The sequence below is a fragment of the Streptomyces pseudovenezuelae genome, assembly GCF_029892565.1.
GTDB classification, from domain to species: domain Bacteria; phylum Actinomycetota; class Actinomycetes; order Streptomycetales; family Streptomycetaceae; genus Streptomyces; species Streptomyces pseudovenezuelae_A.
This window is the reverse complement of record NZ_JARXVH010000005.1, coordinates 613,096-629,260: the sequence shown is the minus strand read 5'-3', so window position 1 is coordinate 629,260 and position 16,165 is coordinate 613,096. Positions and strand designations below refer to the sequence as shown.

General features: G+C 71.3%; 13 protein-coding genes. 8 read left to right on the top strand and 5 right to left on the bottom strand.

The window, feature by feature from the left end:
* Positions 1-2: 2 nt before the first annotated feature.
* Both npdG and M2283_RS19290 read left to right on the top strand, forming a co-directional pair.
* Positions 3-719: an NADPH-dependent F420 reductase gene (gene npdG / locus M2283_RS19295; RefSeq protein WP_280877514.1), complete on the top strand. Its 717-nt coding sequence runs from the start codon at positions 3-5 to the stop codon at positions 717-719.
* Between the two features lie 63 nt (positions 720-782).
* Positions 783-968: a hypothetical protein gene (locus M2283_RS19290; RefSeq protein WP_280877513.1), complete on the top strand. Its 186-nt coding sequence runs from the start codon at positions 783-785 to the stop codon at positions 966-968.
* Here M2283_RS19290 and M2283_RS19285 read toward each other — a convergent pair.
* Complete coding sequence (locus M2283_RS19285; RefSeq protein WP_280877512.1) at positions 958-1,758, bottom strand: site-2 protease family protein; 801 nt, start codon at positions 1,756-1,758, stop codon at positions 958-960. The two genes, M2283_RS19290 and M2283_RS19285, sit on opposite strands and share 11 nt — an antisense overlap.
* Positions 1,759-1,863: 105 nt before the next feature.
* On the opposite strand from M2283_RS19285, the gene M2283_RS19280 reads away from it, so the two are divergent.
* Together M2283_RS19280 and M2283_RS19275 are read left to right on the top strand one after the other, a co-directional pair.
* Entirely contained in the window at positions 1,864-2,478 is a 615-nt protein-coding gene (locus M2283_RS19280) for a DUF6578 domain-containing protein (protein ID WP_280877511.1), read from the top strand.
* A gap of 94 nt (positions 2,479-2,572) precedes the next feature.
* Positions 2,573-5,902 (top strand): AfsR/SARP family transcriptional regulator, encoded by a 3,330-nt coding sequence (locus M2283_RS19275; protein WP_280877510.1) that lies wholly within the window; start codon positions 2,573-2,575, stop codon positions 5,900-5,902.
* A 48-nt stretch (positions 5,903-5,950) separates the two neighbouring features.
* Here M2283_RS19275 and M2283_RS19270 read toward each other — a convergent pair whose 3' ends face one another.
* The 3 genes from M2283_RS19270 to panB form a co-directional block, all read right to left on the bottom strand.
* On the bottom strand, positions 5,951-6,772 hold the full coding sequence (locus tag M2283_RS19270) for an ABC transporter permease (protein WP_280877509.1): 822 nt from the start codon (positions 6,770-6,772) through the stop codon (positions 5,951-5,953).
* Positions 6,769-7,794: an ATP-binding cassette domain-containing protein gene (locus tag M2283_RS19265; RefSeq protein WP_280877508.1), complete on the bottom strand. Its 1,026-nt coding sequence runs from the start codon at positions 7,792-7,794 to the stop codon at positions 6,769-6,771. The genes M2283_RS19270 and M2283_RS19265 overlap by 4 nt, the downstream gene beginning before the upstream one ends.
* 182 nt (positions 7,795-7,976) lie before the next feature.
* Positions 7,977-8,852, bottom strand: a complete 876-nt coding sequence (panB, locus tag M2283_RS19260) for a 3-methyl-2-oxobutanoate hydroxymethyltransferase (RefSeq protein ID WP_280877507.1) — start codon at positions 8,850-8,852, stop codon at positions 7,977-7,979.
* Between the two features lie 206 nt (positions 8,853-9,058).
* Here panB and M2283_RS19255 point away from each other — a divergent pair, with 206 nt between their 5' ends.
* The 4 genes from M2283_RS19255 (at position 9,059) to M2283_RS19240 (ending at position 13,906) form a co-directional block, all read left to right on the top strand.
* Positions 9,059-10,648 (top strand): MFS transporter, encoded by a 1,590-nt coding sequence (locus tag M2283_RS19255; protein ID WP_280877506.1) that lies wholly within the window; start codon positions 9,059-9,061, stop codon positions 10,646-10,648.
* 42 nt (positions 10,649-10,690) lie between these two features.
* The gene (locus M2283_RS19250; protein WP_280877505.1) at positions 10,691-11,323 is read left to right on the top strand and encodes a TetR/AcrR family transcriptional regulator; all 633 of its coding nucleotides are present in this window, start codon (positions 10,691-10,693) and stop codon (positions 11,321-11,323) included.
* 204 nt (positions 11,324-11,527) lie between these two features.
* Complete coding sequence (locus M2283_RS19245; RefSeq protein ID WP_280877504.1) at positions 11,528-12,577, top strand: endonuclease/exonuclease/phosphatase family protein; 1,050 nt, start codon at positions 11,528-11,530, stop codon at positions 12,575-12,577.
* A 108-nt stretch (positions 12,578-12,685) separates the two neighbouring features.
* Positions 12,686-13,906 (top strand): MFS transporter, encoded by a 1,221-nt coding sequence (locus M2283_RS19240; protein ID WP_280877503.1) that lies wholly within the window; start codon positions 12,686-12,688, stop codon positions 13,904-13,906.
* Positions 13,907-14,068: 162 nt separating this feature from the next.
* On the opposite strand, the gene M2283_RS19235 is transcribed toward M2283_RS19240, so the two are convergent.
* Positions 14,069-16,105, bottom strand: coding sequence for an NAD(+) synthase (locus M2283_RS19235; RefSeq protein WP_280877502.1), 2,037 nt, complete (start codon positions 16,103-16,105; stop codon positions 14,069-14,071).
* Between the last annotated feature and the right edge of the window lie 60 nt (positions 16,106-16,165).

Genomic DNA, 16,165 nt, shown 5'->3' with positions numbered 1-16,165 from the left:
CCATGACCTCTACCGACAGTGCTGCACAGACCCCCGCGAAGGCCCCCGCCAAGGACCCGTGGGACCTCCCCGACGTCTCCGGTCTGGTCGTCGGCGTCCTCGGCGGGACCGGCCCGCAGGGCAAGGGCCTCGCCTACCGGCTGGCCCGGGCCGGCCAGAAGGTGATCATCGGCTCGCGGGCCGCCGAGCGCGCGCAGGCCGCCGCCGAGGAACTCGGGCACGGCGTCGAGGGCGCCGACAACGCCGAGACCGCGCGGCGCAGCGACATCGTGATCGTCGCCGTGCCCTGGGACGGCCACGGCAAGACCCTTGAGTCCCTGCGCGAGGAGCTGGCCGGCAAGCTCGTCGTCGACTGCGTCAACCCGCTCGGCTTCGACAAGAAGGGCGCCTACGCGCTCAAGCCGGAGGAGGGCAGCGCCGCCGAACAGGCCGCCGCCCTGCTGCCCGACTCCCGGGTCGCCGCCGCCTTCCACCATCTCTCGGCGGTCCTGCTCCAGGACCCGGAGATCGCGGAGATCGACACCGACGTGATGGTGCTGGGCGAGGAGCGCGCCGACGTCGAGATCGTGCAGGCCCTAGCCGGCCGCATCCCCGGCATGCGCGGCGTCTTCGCCGGCCGGCTGCGCAACGCCCACCAGGTCGAGTCGCTGGTCGCGAACCTGATCTCGGTGAACCGCCGCTACAAGGCACACGCCGGGCTGCGCGTCACGGACGTGTGAGCGGGTGGGGGACACTGGTGGCTGCCCGCCCGTGTCCCCCGTCCCTCGACAGGAGCCGAACCCATGCCCCGCCTCGCCCTCTACGCCCTCGTCGTCTGCGTACTCGCGGTGGCCGCGGCGGTCGTTTCCTTCGTACAGGGCAGCTGGATCGGGATCGTGTGGGTGCTGCTGGCGGGGCTGTCCAGCAACATGTGGTGGTACTACGTGAAGCGGGGCAGGGCCGCCGGGTCCGGGTCCGTCACCCGCTGACCGAGCAGAACTCGTTGGTGCCCTGCCAGAAGCGGTACAGCTCCTGACCGCAGTAGGTCGAGAAGTCGCCGATCCCCAGGCCGCGCAGGATCGCGTCGATCACGTCGAAGAACTCGGTGTTGATCGCCGGCACCCACAGCAGCGCGAACACGAACAGCAGGCCGAACGGCGCGAACGGCTCCACCTGGCGCTTGATGTTGTACGACAGCCACGGCTCGATCACGCCGTAGCCGTCCAGGCCCGGCACCGGCAGGAAGTTCAGCAGCGCGGCCGTGACCTGGAGCAGCGCGAGGAAGGCCAGCGCGAACTGGAAGTCCCGCGGCACCCCGTCCAGCGCGTGCAGCCAGAACGGCGCCGTGCAGATCGCCGCGAACAGTACGTTCGTCAACGGGCCGGCCGCCGAGATCAGGCTGTGCTTCCAGCGCCCGTGGATCCGGCCCCGCTCGATGAACACGGCCCCACCGGGCAGACCGATGCCGCCCATGATCACGAAGAGCACCGGGAGCACGATGCTGAGCAGGGCGTGCGTGTACTTCAGCGGGTTCAGCGTGAGATAACCCTTGGAGCCCACGGAGATGTCGCCGCTGTGCAGCGCCGTACGCGCGTGTGCGTACTCGTGCAGACACAGTGAGACGATCCAGGCGGCCGTCACGAACAGGAACACGGCCACGCCGGGCTGCTCGGCGAACCCCGTCCAGGTGGCCCATCCCGTGACCGCGGTGACGGCCAGGATCCCGAGAAAGACGGGGCTGATCCGCCGGTCGCTGTGGCGGGTGGTGGCGGTGGTCATCGGGCTCCCTGGACTGTCTGCGCGCGCGGTGGGACTGCCCGACGGTACCGGGCGTAAGGGGAAAACGTCTCGCGGAGGGTCCTTGGTTCCGGGGAAGGTGGGGGGATGGGGTTTTGGGAAGTGTTCTACGCGAGCTGGCAGATGGAGTGCTGCGGTACGCCGTTCTCGGTGGGCGAGGAGGTGAGCTGGCCCCTGATGTTCTCCTCCTCCGGGGAACTGCTGGACGGCGGCTGGCACGAGGAGCTCGCCAAGCTCGTCGGACCGGTGGAGCGGCTGCCGGGCAGATCCCTGCGGTTCCTGCGGGAGGAGTCGGGGCTGACGGTCGCCCTCGGCGGGGACCTGGGCGCCGAGGCGGTGTCGGAGGACGGCTCGATCCGCCTGGTCGGGATGCTCCTGGTGGAACGGCACGGCAGCGACTGGCCGCAGGCCGGCGGCAAGGTCGGCGCGGTCCGGGTCGTCACCCAGGAGTACGAGGAGAAGGTGCCCGGATCACGTTCCTGGACGCCGGTGCGGGAACCGGGGGCGCGCCGGCTGCGGTCGGTGGACACGTGCCCGAAGTGGTTCGAGCGCGGCACGGTCGACGAGCGGGGGCGCCGGGCGATGGAGGAGGGCGTGCTGGTGACGCTGGAGGTACCGAGCGGTGCGCCGGAGGGGACGGCCGATGCGGCGGACGGAGCGGCCGACGCGGCAGGCGGTTCGCCGCGACCGGCGGTTCCCTGAGCCCGCCGATTTCCGCCGTGTCCTCCTGATCCGGCCTCCCCTCGCCACCCCGTGTATCCGAACCCCGTGACCGGCCCCGATCCGACCGGAGACAATGGACCCCGTGCGCTATCGCATTCTCGGTACCACCCAGGCACTCCGCCCCGACGGCACGGCCGTCCCGGTCGGTGGGACGCGGCTGCGTGCGCTGCTCACCGTGCTCGCCCTGCGGCCCGGACGGACCGTGCCGGCGAGCCTTCTGGTGGACGAGGTGTGGGGCGCCGACCCGCCCGCGGACGCGACGGGGGCGCTGCAGGCGCTGGTGGGGAGGTTGCGCCGGACGCTCGGTGCCGACGCGATCGCCTCGGCGGAGAGCGGGTACCGGCTGGCCGTGGCCGCCGACGACATCGACCTGCACCGTTTCGAGCGGCTGACCGGTGAGGGGCTGCGGGCGCTGGCCGACGGCAACCCCGCCAAGGCGGCGGAGGCCCTGGACGACGCGCTGGCCCTGTGGCACGGCCCGGCCCTGGCCGACCTCCCCGACCGCACGGGCGAGGCCTCCCGCTGGGAGACCCGGCGCCTGGACGCCCGCCGGGCCCGCTTCACCGCCGCCCTGGCCCTCGGCGACGCGGACACCGCCCTGCCCGAACTGACCGCCCTGTGCGACACCCACCCCCTCGACGAACCCCTCCAGTCCCTGCGCCTCAAGGCCCTGCGCGCCACGGGCCGCACGGCGGAGGCACTGGCCGCCTACGAGGACGTACGACAGCTGCTGGCCGACCGGCTGGGCTCCGACCCGGGGCCGGAACTGCGGGCCCTGCACGGGGAGTTGCTCCGGTCGGCGGACGGAGAGACGGGTGCCGCGCCCGCACCTCGGGCCCCCGCCCCGGCCGCTGCCTCGACCACGCCCGGTGATCTCCCCGCCCCGCTTCCCGGCAACCTCCGCGCCCGGCTCACCTCCTTCGTGGGCCGGAAAGCCGACATCGATGCCATCCGGGGCGACATCGCGGCGGCCCGACTGGTAACGCTGCTCGGGCCCGGCGGTGCCGGGAAGACGCGGCTGTCGCAGGAGGTCGCGGAAGGCGTGCGATACGCCGCCCGGGACGGAGTCTGGCTGGCCGAACTCGCCCCCGTGGACGACCCGGACTCAGTGCCGGAAGCCGTGCTCACCGCCCTCGGCGCCCGCGAGACCGTGCTGTACGGCGCCGGCGCCGAGGCCATCCGCGCGGCGGGCGACCGGCACGACGACCCCGTGGACCGGCTCGCCGAACACTGCGGCAAGCGCCGCATGCTGATCGTCCTCGACAACTGCGAGCACGTCATCGACGCCGCCGCCCGCCTGGTCGAGGAACTGCTGGCCCGCTGCCCCGAACTGACGGTGCTCGCCACCAGCCGTGAACCCCTCGGCGTACCGGGGGAGTTGCTGCGGCCCGTGGAACCGCTGCCCGAGCCGAGCGCGCTGGAGCTGCTCGCCGACCGCGGGACCGCCGCCCTCCCCGGGTTCCGGATCGAGGACGACCCCGAGGCGTGCGCCGAGATCTGCCGCCGGCTCGACGGACTGCCGCTGGCCATCGAGCTGGCCGCCGCCCGGCTACGGATGTTGACGCCACGTCAGATCGCCGACCGGCTCGACGACCGCTTCCGGCTGCTCACCTCCGGCAGCCGTACCGTCCTGCCCCGCCAGCAGACCCTGCGCGCGGTCGTCGACTGGTCCTGGGACCTGCTCGACGCGGACGAACGGGACGTCCTGGGCCGGCTGTCGGTGTTCGCCGGCGGCTGCGACCTCGCGGCGGCCGAGGCGGTGTGCGGACCGGTCGCGCTGGAGGCGCTGGGCTCGCTCGTCGACAAGTCCCTTGTGGTGGCCGCCCCTTCGGGCGTCGGCGGCATGCGCTACCGGCTCCTGGAGACCGTCGCCGAGTACGCGGGCGAGCGCCTCGACGAGGCCGGCCGGCGGGCCGCGACCGAGCGCGCGCACCTGACGTACTTCCGTGAACTCGCCCGCGCCACCGACCCGTTGCTGCGCGGCCCCGGCCAACTGGCCGCCATCGAGATGCTGGAGCGCGAGTACGAGAACCTGCGCACCGCCCTGCGGCACGCCGTCGCCGAGCGCGACGAACAGGAGGCCCTCAGCCTCACCCTGTCGCTGGTCTGGTACTGGCAGATGCGGGACGTGCGCATCGAGGCCCGCAACTGGTGCGTCGAGGTCATGGCCCTGGGCCCCGACCCCTTCGCCGTCCCCCTGCGCCGCGCCGCCCCGGTCCGGGAGCGCTGCACCGACATCCCGCCCCCGCTGACCGGCGAGCTCCTCGCCGAAGCCCGACGCGGTGTCCACCTCGCCCATCTCGGCTTCATGGACACCGAGTTGGCGGAGTGGGAGTCACCGGAGGCCAAGGAGAAGCTGCGCCTGATCAGCGAGGTCTACGAACCCGGCATGCCGCAGACCTGCCGCACTCCGGGCATGCTCTGGTTCTACGCCGTACTGCTGACCGGCAACGTCGACCGGCTGCCCGTGGTCCTCGACGCCTGCGTCCACACCTGCCGTACCACCCCCGGCATGGAGTGGGAGCTCGCCACCACCCTCCAGATGCGCGCCAACCTCCTCGCCAACCGCAGCGACTGGGCCGGCGACGCCGCCCGGGACGCCGACGAGGCGCTGGAGATCTTCGACGGGCTCGGCGACGCCTGGGGCACCGCCGAGGCGCTGTCCGCGCGCGGCGAGGCCCAGGAGCGCGTCGGTGAGTACCGGCTCGCCGCAGCCGACTACGCGGCGGCGACCGAGCACGCCGAACGGCTGGGCGCCCGTGCCCAGGTGGCGGTGTTGCAGGCCCGGCACGGCAGCGCGCTCATCGAGGCGGGCGACCCCGAGCGGGGCGAGCAGATGCTGCGCGATGTGATCGAGCGCAAGGACGGCTCGGGCAACGAGGCCATGCCGGCCGCCCGGATGTTCCTCGCGGGCCGGCTCGCCACCACCGGCCGGGTCGACGAGGCGCGCACCCAACTGGTGAAGCTGCGCGAGGAGTTCGGGATCTCCCACTTCGTCATCTTCGACGCCTTCATCCTCGGCGCGGAGTCCTGGCTGGAGGCGGCCGCCGGCGACTACGACCTCTCCCTGGACAAGGCCCGACAGGCGCTCGTGCGGGCCGCCGACCCGCTGTCCGAGGCCATGGCCCCGCACATGCGCTCCCTGTACCTCGCCCTCGCCGCGATCGGCCTCGCCGAGGTCGACGGCGGCAGCCGGGCCCGCGACGGCGCCCGCTGCCTCGGTGCCGCGCGGGCGGAGCTGCCGGCGGCCCACTGCTCGACGTCCATGGAGCGCGAGGTCTACGAGCGGGCCGAGCGGCACACCCGCGCCGCGCTCGGCGACGCCGCGTACGAGGCCGCGTACGCGGAGGGCGGCGGCCTCTCCACGGAGGAGGCCACCGCCCTGGTGCAAGGCACCGCCTGACACGCGCCGACGGTTGGGGTCCCCCAGGCCAGCAAGGCACCGGGGGAGTCAGTTCTTCGTACGGAACTTGTGGATCGCGACCGGCGCCATGACCGCCGTGAGACCCACCGACCAGGCCAGCGTCACCCACAGGCCGTGGGCGACCGGGCCGCCCACCATCATTCCGCGCGCCGCGTCCGCGAGCGAGGACAGCGGGTTGTATTCGGTGAAGTTCTGCAGCCAGCCCGGCATCGAGTCGGTCGGCGCGAAGATCGACGAGCCGAACTGCAGCGGCATCATCACCAGGAAGCCCATCGCCTGCACCGACTGCGCGCTCTTCATCGTCACACCGAGGGTGATGAACACCCACATCAGCGCCGAGCCGAACACCGTGGCAAGACCCACGGCACCGAGCATCCCGATCCAGCTGGTGATGTCGAAGCCCACCAACACGGCCACGATCATGAGGATCACGCACGCGGCGAGCATGCGCATCAGCTCGACCACGATCTTGGCGATCAGTACCGAGCCGCGCCCGATCGGCAGGGACCGGAAGCGGTCCATGACCCCGGAGTTGAAGTCCGTGTTGAAGCCGGTGCCGACGCCCTGGGACATGTTCATCCCCATCATCGCCAGCAGCCCGGGGATGACGTACTGCACGTACGCCTCCTGGCCGCCGCCCAGCGACTTCCCGATGGAGCCGCCGAAGACGTACACGAACAGCAGGGTGAAGATCACCGGGAACAGCACGGCGTCGAACATCGACTCCGGGTCCTGGCGGATCCACAGCAGGTTGCGGCGGATCAGCGCGCCGGTGTGCCGGAAGTGGTTGCGCAACGGGATGTGAGCGTCCGTCGCGGCAGGTGTGGCGGTGATCGTGGCGGCGCTCATACGGCGACCTCCTCGCGGGTGTCGGTGGGCACGGCGTCCTGCGGGGCACTGGCCTTGTGGCCGGTGAGGGACAGGAACACCTCGTCCAGGCTGGGCAGTTCGGTGGTGATCGAGCCGATGGTGATGCCGCGCGCGGTGACCGCGCCGACGACCGCGGTCAGCTGCTCGTCGCTGAGGATCGGCACCAGGAGCGTGCCGGTCTCGGGGTCCACGGTCGTGGTGGCGAGCCCGGTGATGCCGAGCGCGTCCAGCGCGCCGGCCAGCGGGCGCAGCTCCAGCGGGTCGACCGGGCGGATGCGCAGGGCACGGCCGCCGACCTTCGACTTCAGCTCCTCGATGCCGCCGCTGGCGATGACCTTGCCGCGGTCGACGACGGTCAGCTCGGAGGCCAGCTGCTCGGCCTCCTCCATGTACTGGGTGGTGAGCAGCACGGTCACGCCCTCGCCGACCATGGACTTCACCTCGGCCCACACCTCGTTGCGGGTGCGCGGGTCCAGACCGGTGGTCGGCTCGTCGAGGAAGAGCACCTGCGGGCGCCCGATCATCGAGGCGGCCAGGTCGAGCCGGCGCCGCATACCGCCGGAGTAGGTGCTCGCCGGGCGCCGGGCGGCCTCGGTGAGCGAGAACCGCTCCAGCAGCTCGTCGGCGCGCGAGCGGGCGTCCTTGCGGGTCAGGTCGAGCAGCCGCCCGATCAGATAGAGGTTCTCCCAGCCGGCCAGCTTCTCGTCGACGGAGGCGTACTGCCCCGTCAGCCCTATCACCTTGCGCAGTTGCCGGGGCTGGCGCAGGACGTCGTAGCCGACGACGGTGGCCTCGCCGGCGGTGGGGGCCAGGAGGGTGGACAGGATGCGTACGAGGGTGGTCTTGCCGGCGCCGTTCGGCCCGAGCACACCCATCACGGTGCCCTCGCGCACGTCCAGGTCGACGCCGTCCAGCGCCTTGGTCTCGCCGTAGTGCTTGACCAGCCCCCGTACGGTCACGGCGGTGTTCCCGCCGTTGGGGTTCTTGTCGATTCGCGTCATGCCGAGAACGGTGCCAGGGCCCACCGACAAACCACCGACAGGTCACCGACAGAGATATGTCGGTGACCTGTCGGTGCCGACATCCGACCGATACGAACCCAAAGGAACCGACCTGAACCCGACAAAGGCGACAGCCCGCCGACGGGGGAAGATCGGCGGGCTGTCTCTGTGCCGCGATGGCTCTAGTGGACGGAGTGCTCGTCCAGCGGGAACGTTCCGCCGACGACGTCCTCGGCGAACGCCTTCACCGCGTCGCCCATGACCGTACGAAGATCGGCGTACTGCTTCACGAACTTCGGCACCCGCCCCGGCGTCAGCCCGAGCATGTCCGTCCAGACCAGCACCTGCGCGTCGGTCTCCGCGCCCGCGCCGATGCCGACCGTCGGGATGTGCAGCACGCGCGTCACCTCGGCCGCCAGCTCCGCCGGCACCAGCTCCAGGACCACCGCGAACGCGCCCGCGTCCTGCACGGCCTTCGCGTCCCGCAGCAGCTGCTGGGCCGCCTCCTCGCCGCGTCCCTGCACCCGGTAGCCCATGGCGTTCACGGACTGCGGGGTCAGGCCGATGTGCGCCATGACCGGGATGCCGGCCTCCACCAGGAGGCGGATCTGCTCGTGCGAGCGCTCGCCGCCCTCCAGCTTCACGGCGCCCACCCCGGCCTCCTTGACCAGCCGGGTCGCCGAGCGCAGCGCCTGCACCGGACCCTCCTGGTAGGAGCCGAACGGCAGGTCGCCGACGATCAGGGAGCGGGTCGTGCCGCGGACCACGGCCGCCGAGAGCATGGTCATCTCGTCGAGGGTGACGGGTACGGTCGTCTCGTACCCGAGGTGGCAGTTGCCCGCCGAGTCACCGACGAGGATCACCGGGATCCCGGCCTCGTCGAAGACGGACGCGGTCATCGCGTCGTAGGCGGTGAGCATGGGCCACTTCTCGCCACGGTCCTTGGCGAGGGCGATGTCGCGCACGGTGATACGGCGTGTGCCCTTGCCTCCGTACAGCGCCTTGCTGCCGTCGGAGGGGCTGTTGTGCACAGTCGGGGCAGCCGAAAGCTGCGTCATTGCAACGGCTCCTTCGGTCATCTCGAGGCACCCTGACGGTGTCCCCGGATCACCTCCATGGTGGCACCTCGTGCCAGGGAGGGCCAGAGGGGTCTCCGTCACTCCCGGGAGCGGGTGGGGGAGCGGGCGGTGGCGCACGTAAGAGATGGGTAAAAGATTTACGATACGAGACCGTCCCGTATCGAAATTTGCCTAGCCTGATCCGTATGACCACTCCATCCGTCCCCGTCTCCCGCATACCGGAGGCGGTGCACCGGCGCCGTTGGGCGATCCTCGGCGTTCTGATGCTGAGCCTGCTGATCGTGGTGCTCGACAACTCGATCCTGAACGTCGCCATCAAGACGATCTCGACCCCGGCCCCCACCGGCCTGGGCGCCACGCAGAGCGAGCTGGAGTGGGCGATCAACGCCTACACGCTCGTCTTCGCCGGCCTGCTGTTCACCGCCGGCCTCCTCGGCGACCGGATCGGCCGCAAGAAGGTCCTGCTCGGCGGGCTCGTCGTGTTCGGCATCGGCTCCGCGCTGGCCGCCGAGTCCGGCTCGCCGACGCAACTCATCGCCTACCGGGCGCTGATGGCGCTCGGCGCCGCCTTCGTCATGCCCGCCACCCTCGCCGTCCTGATGAACGTCTTCGAGCGCGAGGAGCAGCCCAAGGCGATCGGCATCTGGGCCGGCGGTGTCGGCCTCGCCATCGCCATCGGCCCGATCACCGGCGGCGTGCTCCTCGACCACTTCTGGTGGGGCTCCGTCTTCCTGATCAACGTGCCGATCGTGCTGCTCGCGGTCGTGCTGATGGTCTGGCTGGTGCCCGACTCCCGCGATCCGAAGCCCGGCCGCCTCGACCCGGTCGGCGTCGTGCTGTCCGTCGTCGGCCTCGTCCTGCTGGTCTACGGCATCATCGAGGGCGGCGAGCTGGCCGACTTCACGGCGCCCAAGGTGCTGTCGACGATCATCGCCGGTGTCGTCGTGCTGGCCGGGTTCGTCTGGTTCGAGAAGCGCAGCGACCACCCGTCCATCGACGTCACGTACTTCAAGAACAAGGTGTTCTCGGCCGCGATCGCCGCCATCGCGCTGGTCTTCTTCGCGCTGATGGGCGTGACCTTCTTCTCGGTCTTCTACACCCAGAGCGTGCGCGGCTACTCGCCGTTGCAGACCGGTCTGCTGATGCTGCCGCTGGCCGCCGCGCAGATGATCTTCGCGCCGCGGGCCCGGCTGGTCGTCGACCGGTTCGGCAACAAGGTCACGACCGGTGTCGGCCTGCTGCTGCTCGCCGGGACGCTCGCGGCTTTCGCGGGCTTCGAGGCGGACACGCCGATCTGGCTCCTGGAGGTCGTGTTCTTCCTCATGGGCGCCGGCATGGCGCACGTCATGACCCCGACCAGCGTCGTCATCATGCAGGCCCTGCCGCGCGAGAAGGCGGGCTCCGCGTCCGCCCTGAGCAACACCTTCCGCCAGGTCGGCGGCGCCCTCGGCATCGCCGTCCTCGGCTCGGTGCTGTCCACGGCCTACCGCAACGGCATCGAGGGCAAGCTCGGCTCGGTGCCGGCCGCCCTGAGGGACACGGCCGGCGAGTCCATCGAGGCCACCCTCGGTGTCGCCGCGAAGCTCGGCCCGCCGGGCAGGGCCCTCGTCACCCCCGCCAACGACGCGTTCCTGCACGCCATGCACGTCACCGCGCTGTGCGGCGCGGGCGTCGCGATCATCGGCGCGGTCGTCGCGTTCCTGTTTCTGCCCGGCAAGCCGCCGGTCGCCCAACAGGGCGAGGAGCAGCCGGAATTGGCAGTCGTCGGCGAGTAGCGGCGACAATCGCTCGGGGGGTCAGCGAAAGGACGGAGTGACGTGAGCCTTGCCGGCAACGGGACTCGGCAGGAGGCCCCCACCAGGGGACGCCCCCGCAGCGAGGCCGTCGAACGTGCCATCACCGAAGGCGTGATGAAGCTCGTGGAGGAGGGCGTGCCCCTCGCCGAACTCTCCATCGAGCGCATCGCCCGCACCGCCGGTGTCGGCAAGGCCACCATCTACCGTCGCTGGCCGGGCAAGGAGGAACTGTTCGTCGACGTCGTCCGCGCCGCCGAGCCGGCGGATCCCGAACTGCCCGGCACCTCCATGCGCGACGACCTCGTCGCCATGCTCGAACAACTGCGTCTGCGCGGCGTGATGACCCGGTCCTCGGCGCTCCTGCACAACGTCTTCGCGCAGATGAAGAGCACCCCGAAGGTCTGGGCCGCCTATCAGTCGACCGTCGTGGAGCCCCGCCGCCGCAAGGCGGTGGACATCCTGCGCCGCGGCCAGGAGAACGGCGAACTGCGCCCGGACCTCGACCCCGAGCTGATGAACGACCTGTTCGTCGGCCCGATGCTCCTGCGCTCCGTCATGCGCCACGACGGCGACCTCCCCGCGGGCCTGTCCGAACAGATCGTGGACACCCTCCTCGCGGGACTACGGCCCGTCAGCCCGCCGACCACGCCGTAGGAGTCGCGTGAGCCTGAACGCGTGAATGTGCGCGTTACGTCACAGAGCGCGCTTTCACCAGCGGTCCCCGGAACTCCCCGCGCCCGCTTCGTCGTCCTCGTGCCCGTACGGCCGTCATGGGACGGCGGGTCGGGAACCGATCATCCCCTAGGGTCGTATGACGCGGGAACGAACGGTGCGCACGGCAGGTAGTGAGGCGACGGTATGGCGCAGCAGGCTTATGTGACGGAGACGGACGGCGGCGGGTCGGGGCCCGAACGCCGGGGAGACCGCGTCCGGCGCCTGCTGAACCGACTGGTCGCCGGCTGGCGCGGGGATCCCAGAATCTGGCGGCGCGGCATCATCCTCGCCGCGATCGCGCTGCTCCTCGCTCTGGTCATGCTGCTGCACGCGCAGATCCCGAACGTGATCGGCAACCTGGGCAGCCTCACCGAGACCTTCCTGCCCTGGCTGGGCGTGCTCGTCCCGGTGCTGCTGGTGCTCGCCCTGGTACGAAAGAGCGCGACCGCCCTGATCGCGGTGGTGCTGACCGCCGCCGTCTGGCTGAACGTCTTCGGTGGCCTGCTCACCGACAAGACCGGCACCGGCGGCGACCTCACCGTCGCCACCCACAACGTCAACGCCGACAACCCCGACCCCTCCGGCACCGCCCGCGACGTGGCCGCGTCCGGCGCCGACGTGGTGGCCCTGGAGGAGCTCACCGCCTCCGAGGTCCCGGTCTACGAGAAGGCGCTGGCGTCGACGTACAAGTACCACTCGGTGCAGGGCACGGTCGGGCTGTGGAGCAAGGACCCGCTGACCGGCGTCAAGTCCGTCGACATCAAGCTGGGCTGGACCCGCGCCATGCGCGCCACCGTGACCACGCCCGAGGGCCGGATCGCGGTGTACGTCGCCCATCTGCCCTCGGTACGGGTGAAGCTGGAGGCCGGGTTCACCGCCCGGCAGCGCGACAAGAGCGCCGACGCGCTGGGCGAGGCCATCGCCGACGAGCAACTGCCCCGCAAGATCCTGCTCGGCGACCTCAACGGCACCATGAACGACCGCTCCCTCAACGCCGTCACCGCCCAGATGCGCTCCACGCAGGGCGCGGCGGGCAGCGGCTTCGGGTTCAGCTGGCCGGCCGGGTTCCCGATGGCCCGGATCGACCAGATCATGGTCCAGGGCATCGAGCCGGTGAGCTCGTGGACGCTGCCGCAGACCGGGAGCGATCACCTGCCGGTGGCGGCGCGTGTGAAGCTCGACACCGGCTCCTGATTACATACGTTCTTAACCTGCCGGAATACTGGGCCGGGGAGGCTTTGTTCCGTTCATGAACATACAGTGGACAGAACACCGCACCCTTTGAAAGGCACAGGCACCTCCATGCCCCTGGCCCTGCTCGCGCTGGCCGTCGGCGCATTCGGCATAGGCACCACCGAGTTCGTGATGATGGGCCTGCTGCCCGACGTCGCGGACGACCTCCACGTCTCCATCCCCACGGCAGGACACCTGGTCTCGGCGTACGCGCTCGGCGTGGTGATCGGCGCGCCGCTGCTGGCCGCCGTCACCGCGCGCATGTCCCGCCGCAAGGTCCTGATCGGCCTGATGCTCCTGTTCATCGCGGGCAACACCCTCTCCGCGTTCGCCCCCGACTACGACTGGCTGCTCGCGGCCCGCTTCCTCAGCGGCCTCCCGCACGGCGCCTTCTTCGGTGTCGGCGCGGTCGTCGCCACCGGGCTCGCGGCCCCCGAGCGCAAGGCCCGCGCGGTCTCGCTGATGTTCCTCGGCCTGACCATCGCCAACATCGCGGGCGTGCCCGTCGCCACGCTCATGGGCCAGCACCTCGGCTGGCGCTCCACCTTCCTCGGCGTCAGCGTGATCGGCGTCCTGGCGGTCGTGTCCCTGGCCCTGCTCGTCCCGCGCGACGGCACCCACGAGTCCTCCGCCGGCCTGCGCGGTGAGATGGCCGCCCTGCGCTCGCTCCCGGTCTGGCTCGCCCTCGGCACGACGGTCGCCGGCTTCGGCGCGCTGTTCGCCGCGTACAGCTACATCACGCCGATGCTGACGGACGCCGCCGGGTACGCCGACTCCAGCGTGACGCTGCTGCTGGCCCTGTTCGGTGTCGGCGCGACGGCGGGCAACCTGCTGGGCGGACGCCTGGCGGACCGCTCGATGCGCGGCACGCTGGTCGGCGGCCTGGTGTCCCTGGCCGTGGTCCTGGCCCTGTTCCCGGCGCTGATGGCAACGGCGTGGAGCGCACCGCTCGGGGTGGTCCTTCTGGGCACGGCAGCGTTCGTGACCAGTTCGCCGCTGCTGCTGATGGTGATGGAAAAGGCGTCCTCGGCCCCGTCGCTGGCGTCCTCCGCCAACCAGGCCGCGTTCAACCTGGCCAACGCCGGTGGCGCGTGGATCGGAGGCCTTGCACTGGCCGCAGGCTTCGGCGTGACATCTCCGGCGGTTGTCGGTGCGGGACTGGCCGTACTGGGACTGGGAGTTGCCGGCGTGGCGTACGTGGTCGACCGCCGGCGAGGCGTGTCGAGCAGCGGTCGCGAGCGCGTGGTCGCGGGCCATGTGCCGGAGCGGGAGCGGGCGTTGCGGTCCTGAGCTGCTGCTTGCTGGCCGGGTCGCGGGGGCGGTGCCGCCGCCCCCTGGACCAAGTCCCGGCAATCTCATCTCGTCCGGCGTTTGAGGACGAGGCCCCTCGGGCCGATGCGGGTCTGGGGGCACAGCCCCCAGGGGCGCGTACCCCCACCGGCGCGCACGGGACTAATCGAAGCGAGCCAGATCCCGTAGCCACACCGTCGCCGAACTGTCCGACGGCGCCCGCCAGTCACCCCGCGGCGACAGCGAACCCCCCGCCGACACCTTCGGCCCGTTCGGCATCGCCGAGCGCTTGAACTGGGCGAACGCGAAGAAGCGCCGGCAGAAGACCTCCAGCCAGCGTCGGATCTCCGGCAGGTCGTAGGCCACGCGCTTCGCCTCGGGGAAGCCCGGCGGCCACGCGCCCGCGTCCGCGTCGTGCCACGCGTGCCACGCCAGGAAGGCGATCTTCGACGGGCGGAAGCCGTAGCGCAGGACGTGGAAGAGCGTGAAGTCGTGCAGGGCGTACGGGCCGATCTTCGACTCGGTCGACTGCATCTCCTCGCCCGGCACCAGCTCCGGGCTGATCTCCGTGTCGAGGATCGCGGCGAGGATCTTGCCCGCCTCCTCGCCGAACTGCCCGCTGTCGATGACCCACCGGATCAGATGCTGGATCAGCGTCTTCGGCACGCCGGAGTTGACGTTGTAGTGACTCATCTGGTCGCCCACGCCGTACGTGGACCAGCCGAGCGCCAGCTCGGAGAGGTCACCGGTGCCGAGGACGATGCCGCCGCGCTGGTTGGCGAGCCGGAAGAGGTAGTCCGTGCGCAGGCCCGCCTGCACGTTCTCGAAGGTGATGTCGTACACCGGCTCACCGGCGGCGAAGGGGTGGCCCATCTCCTTCAGCATCAGACGGGCGGTCGGCGTGATGTCCAACTCGGCCGCGGTGACGCCGAGCGCGGCCATCAGCTTGTGCGCGTTGTCCTTCGTGTGGTCGCTCGTCGCGAACCCGGGCAGCGTCCAGGCCAGGATGTCGCTGCGCGGACGCCCCGCACGGTCCATCGCGCGGGCGGCGACGATCAGCGCGTGTGTGGAGTCGAGGCCGCCGGACACCCCGATGACGACCTTCGGGCCACCGATCGACGCGAGCCGCTGCTGCAGGCCCGCGACCTGGATGTTGTACGCCTCGTAGCAGTCCAGGGCCAGCCGGTCGGCGTCCGCCGGCACGAACGGGAAGCGTTCGATGCGCCGCCGCAGACCCAAGTCCCCGGTGGGCGGGGTGAGTTCGAAGGACACCGTGCGGAAGTCGGACGTACGGGCCGCGTGCGTACGGCGGTTGTCGTCGAACGTGCCCATCCGCTGCCGTTCCTGCCGCAGCAGGTCGAGGTCGATGTCGGCCACCGCGAACTGGTCGTCCAGCGGGAAGCGTTCGGACTCGGCGAGGAGCACCCCGTTCTCGTAGATCAGGGTCTGGCCGTCCCAGGACAGGTCGGTGGTCGACTCGCCGAGCCCGGCCGCCGCGTAGACGTACGCGGCCAGGCAGCGCCCGGACGCCGAGCGGGCCAGCAGCTTGCGGTCCTCGGCCCGGCCGACGGTGATCGGGCTGCCGGAGAGGTTGGCGAGGACGGTCGCGCCCGCGAGGGCCGCCTCGGCGCTCGGCGGGACCGGCACCCACATGTCCTCGCAGATCTCCGTGTGCAGCACCAGACCGGGCACGTCGTCCGCCGCGAACAGCAGGTCCACGCCGAACGGCACGGACTCCCCGCCGACCCGGATCGTGCCGCCGCGCTCGCCGTCACCCGACGCGATCTGCCGACGCTCGTAGAACTCCCGGTAGTTGGGCGGATACGACTTCGGTACGACGCCCAGGACCCGGCCGCGGTGCATGATCACCGCGCAGTTGTAGACCCGGTCGCGGTGGCGCAGCGGGGCGCCGACGACCAGGACCGGCAGCAGGTCAGCCGAGCCCGTCACCACGTCCCGCAGCGCCTCCTCGACCTGGTCGAGCAGTGCGTCCTGGAGCAGCAGGTCCTCGATCGAGTAGCCGCACAGCACCATCTCCGGGAAGACGGCGACGGCCACGCCCTCCTCGGCGCACCTGCGCGCGTGGCGCAGCACCGCCTCGGCGTTGGCGTGCGGGTCCGCGATGACGGTGTGGCCCGTGCAGGCGGCGACGCGTGCGAAGCCGTGCTGGTAGAGCGACCGGAAGTTGAGTGGAGGCACGAGGCCAGTGTAATCGTCACAGCGACGCAATGGGGTGGCGTGGGGAGTGGTGCGCCCCAC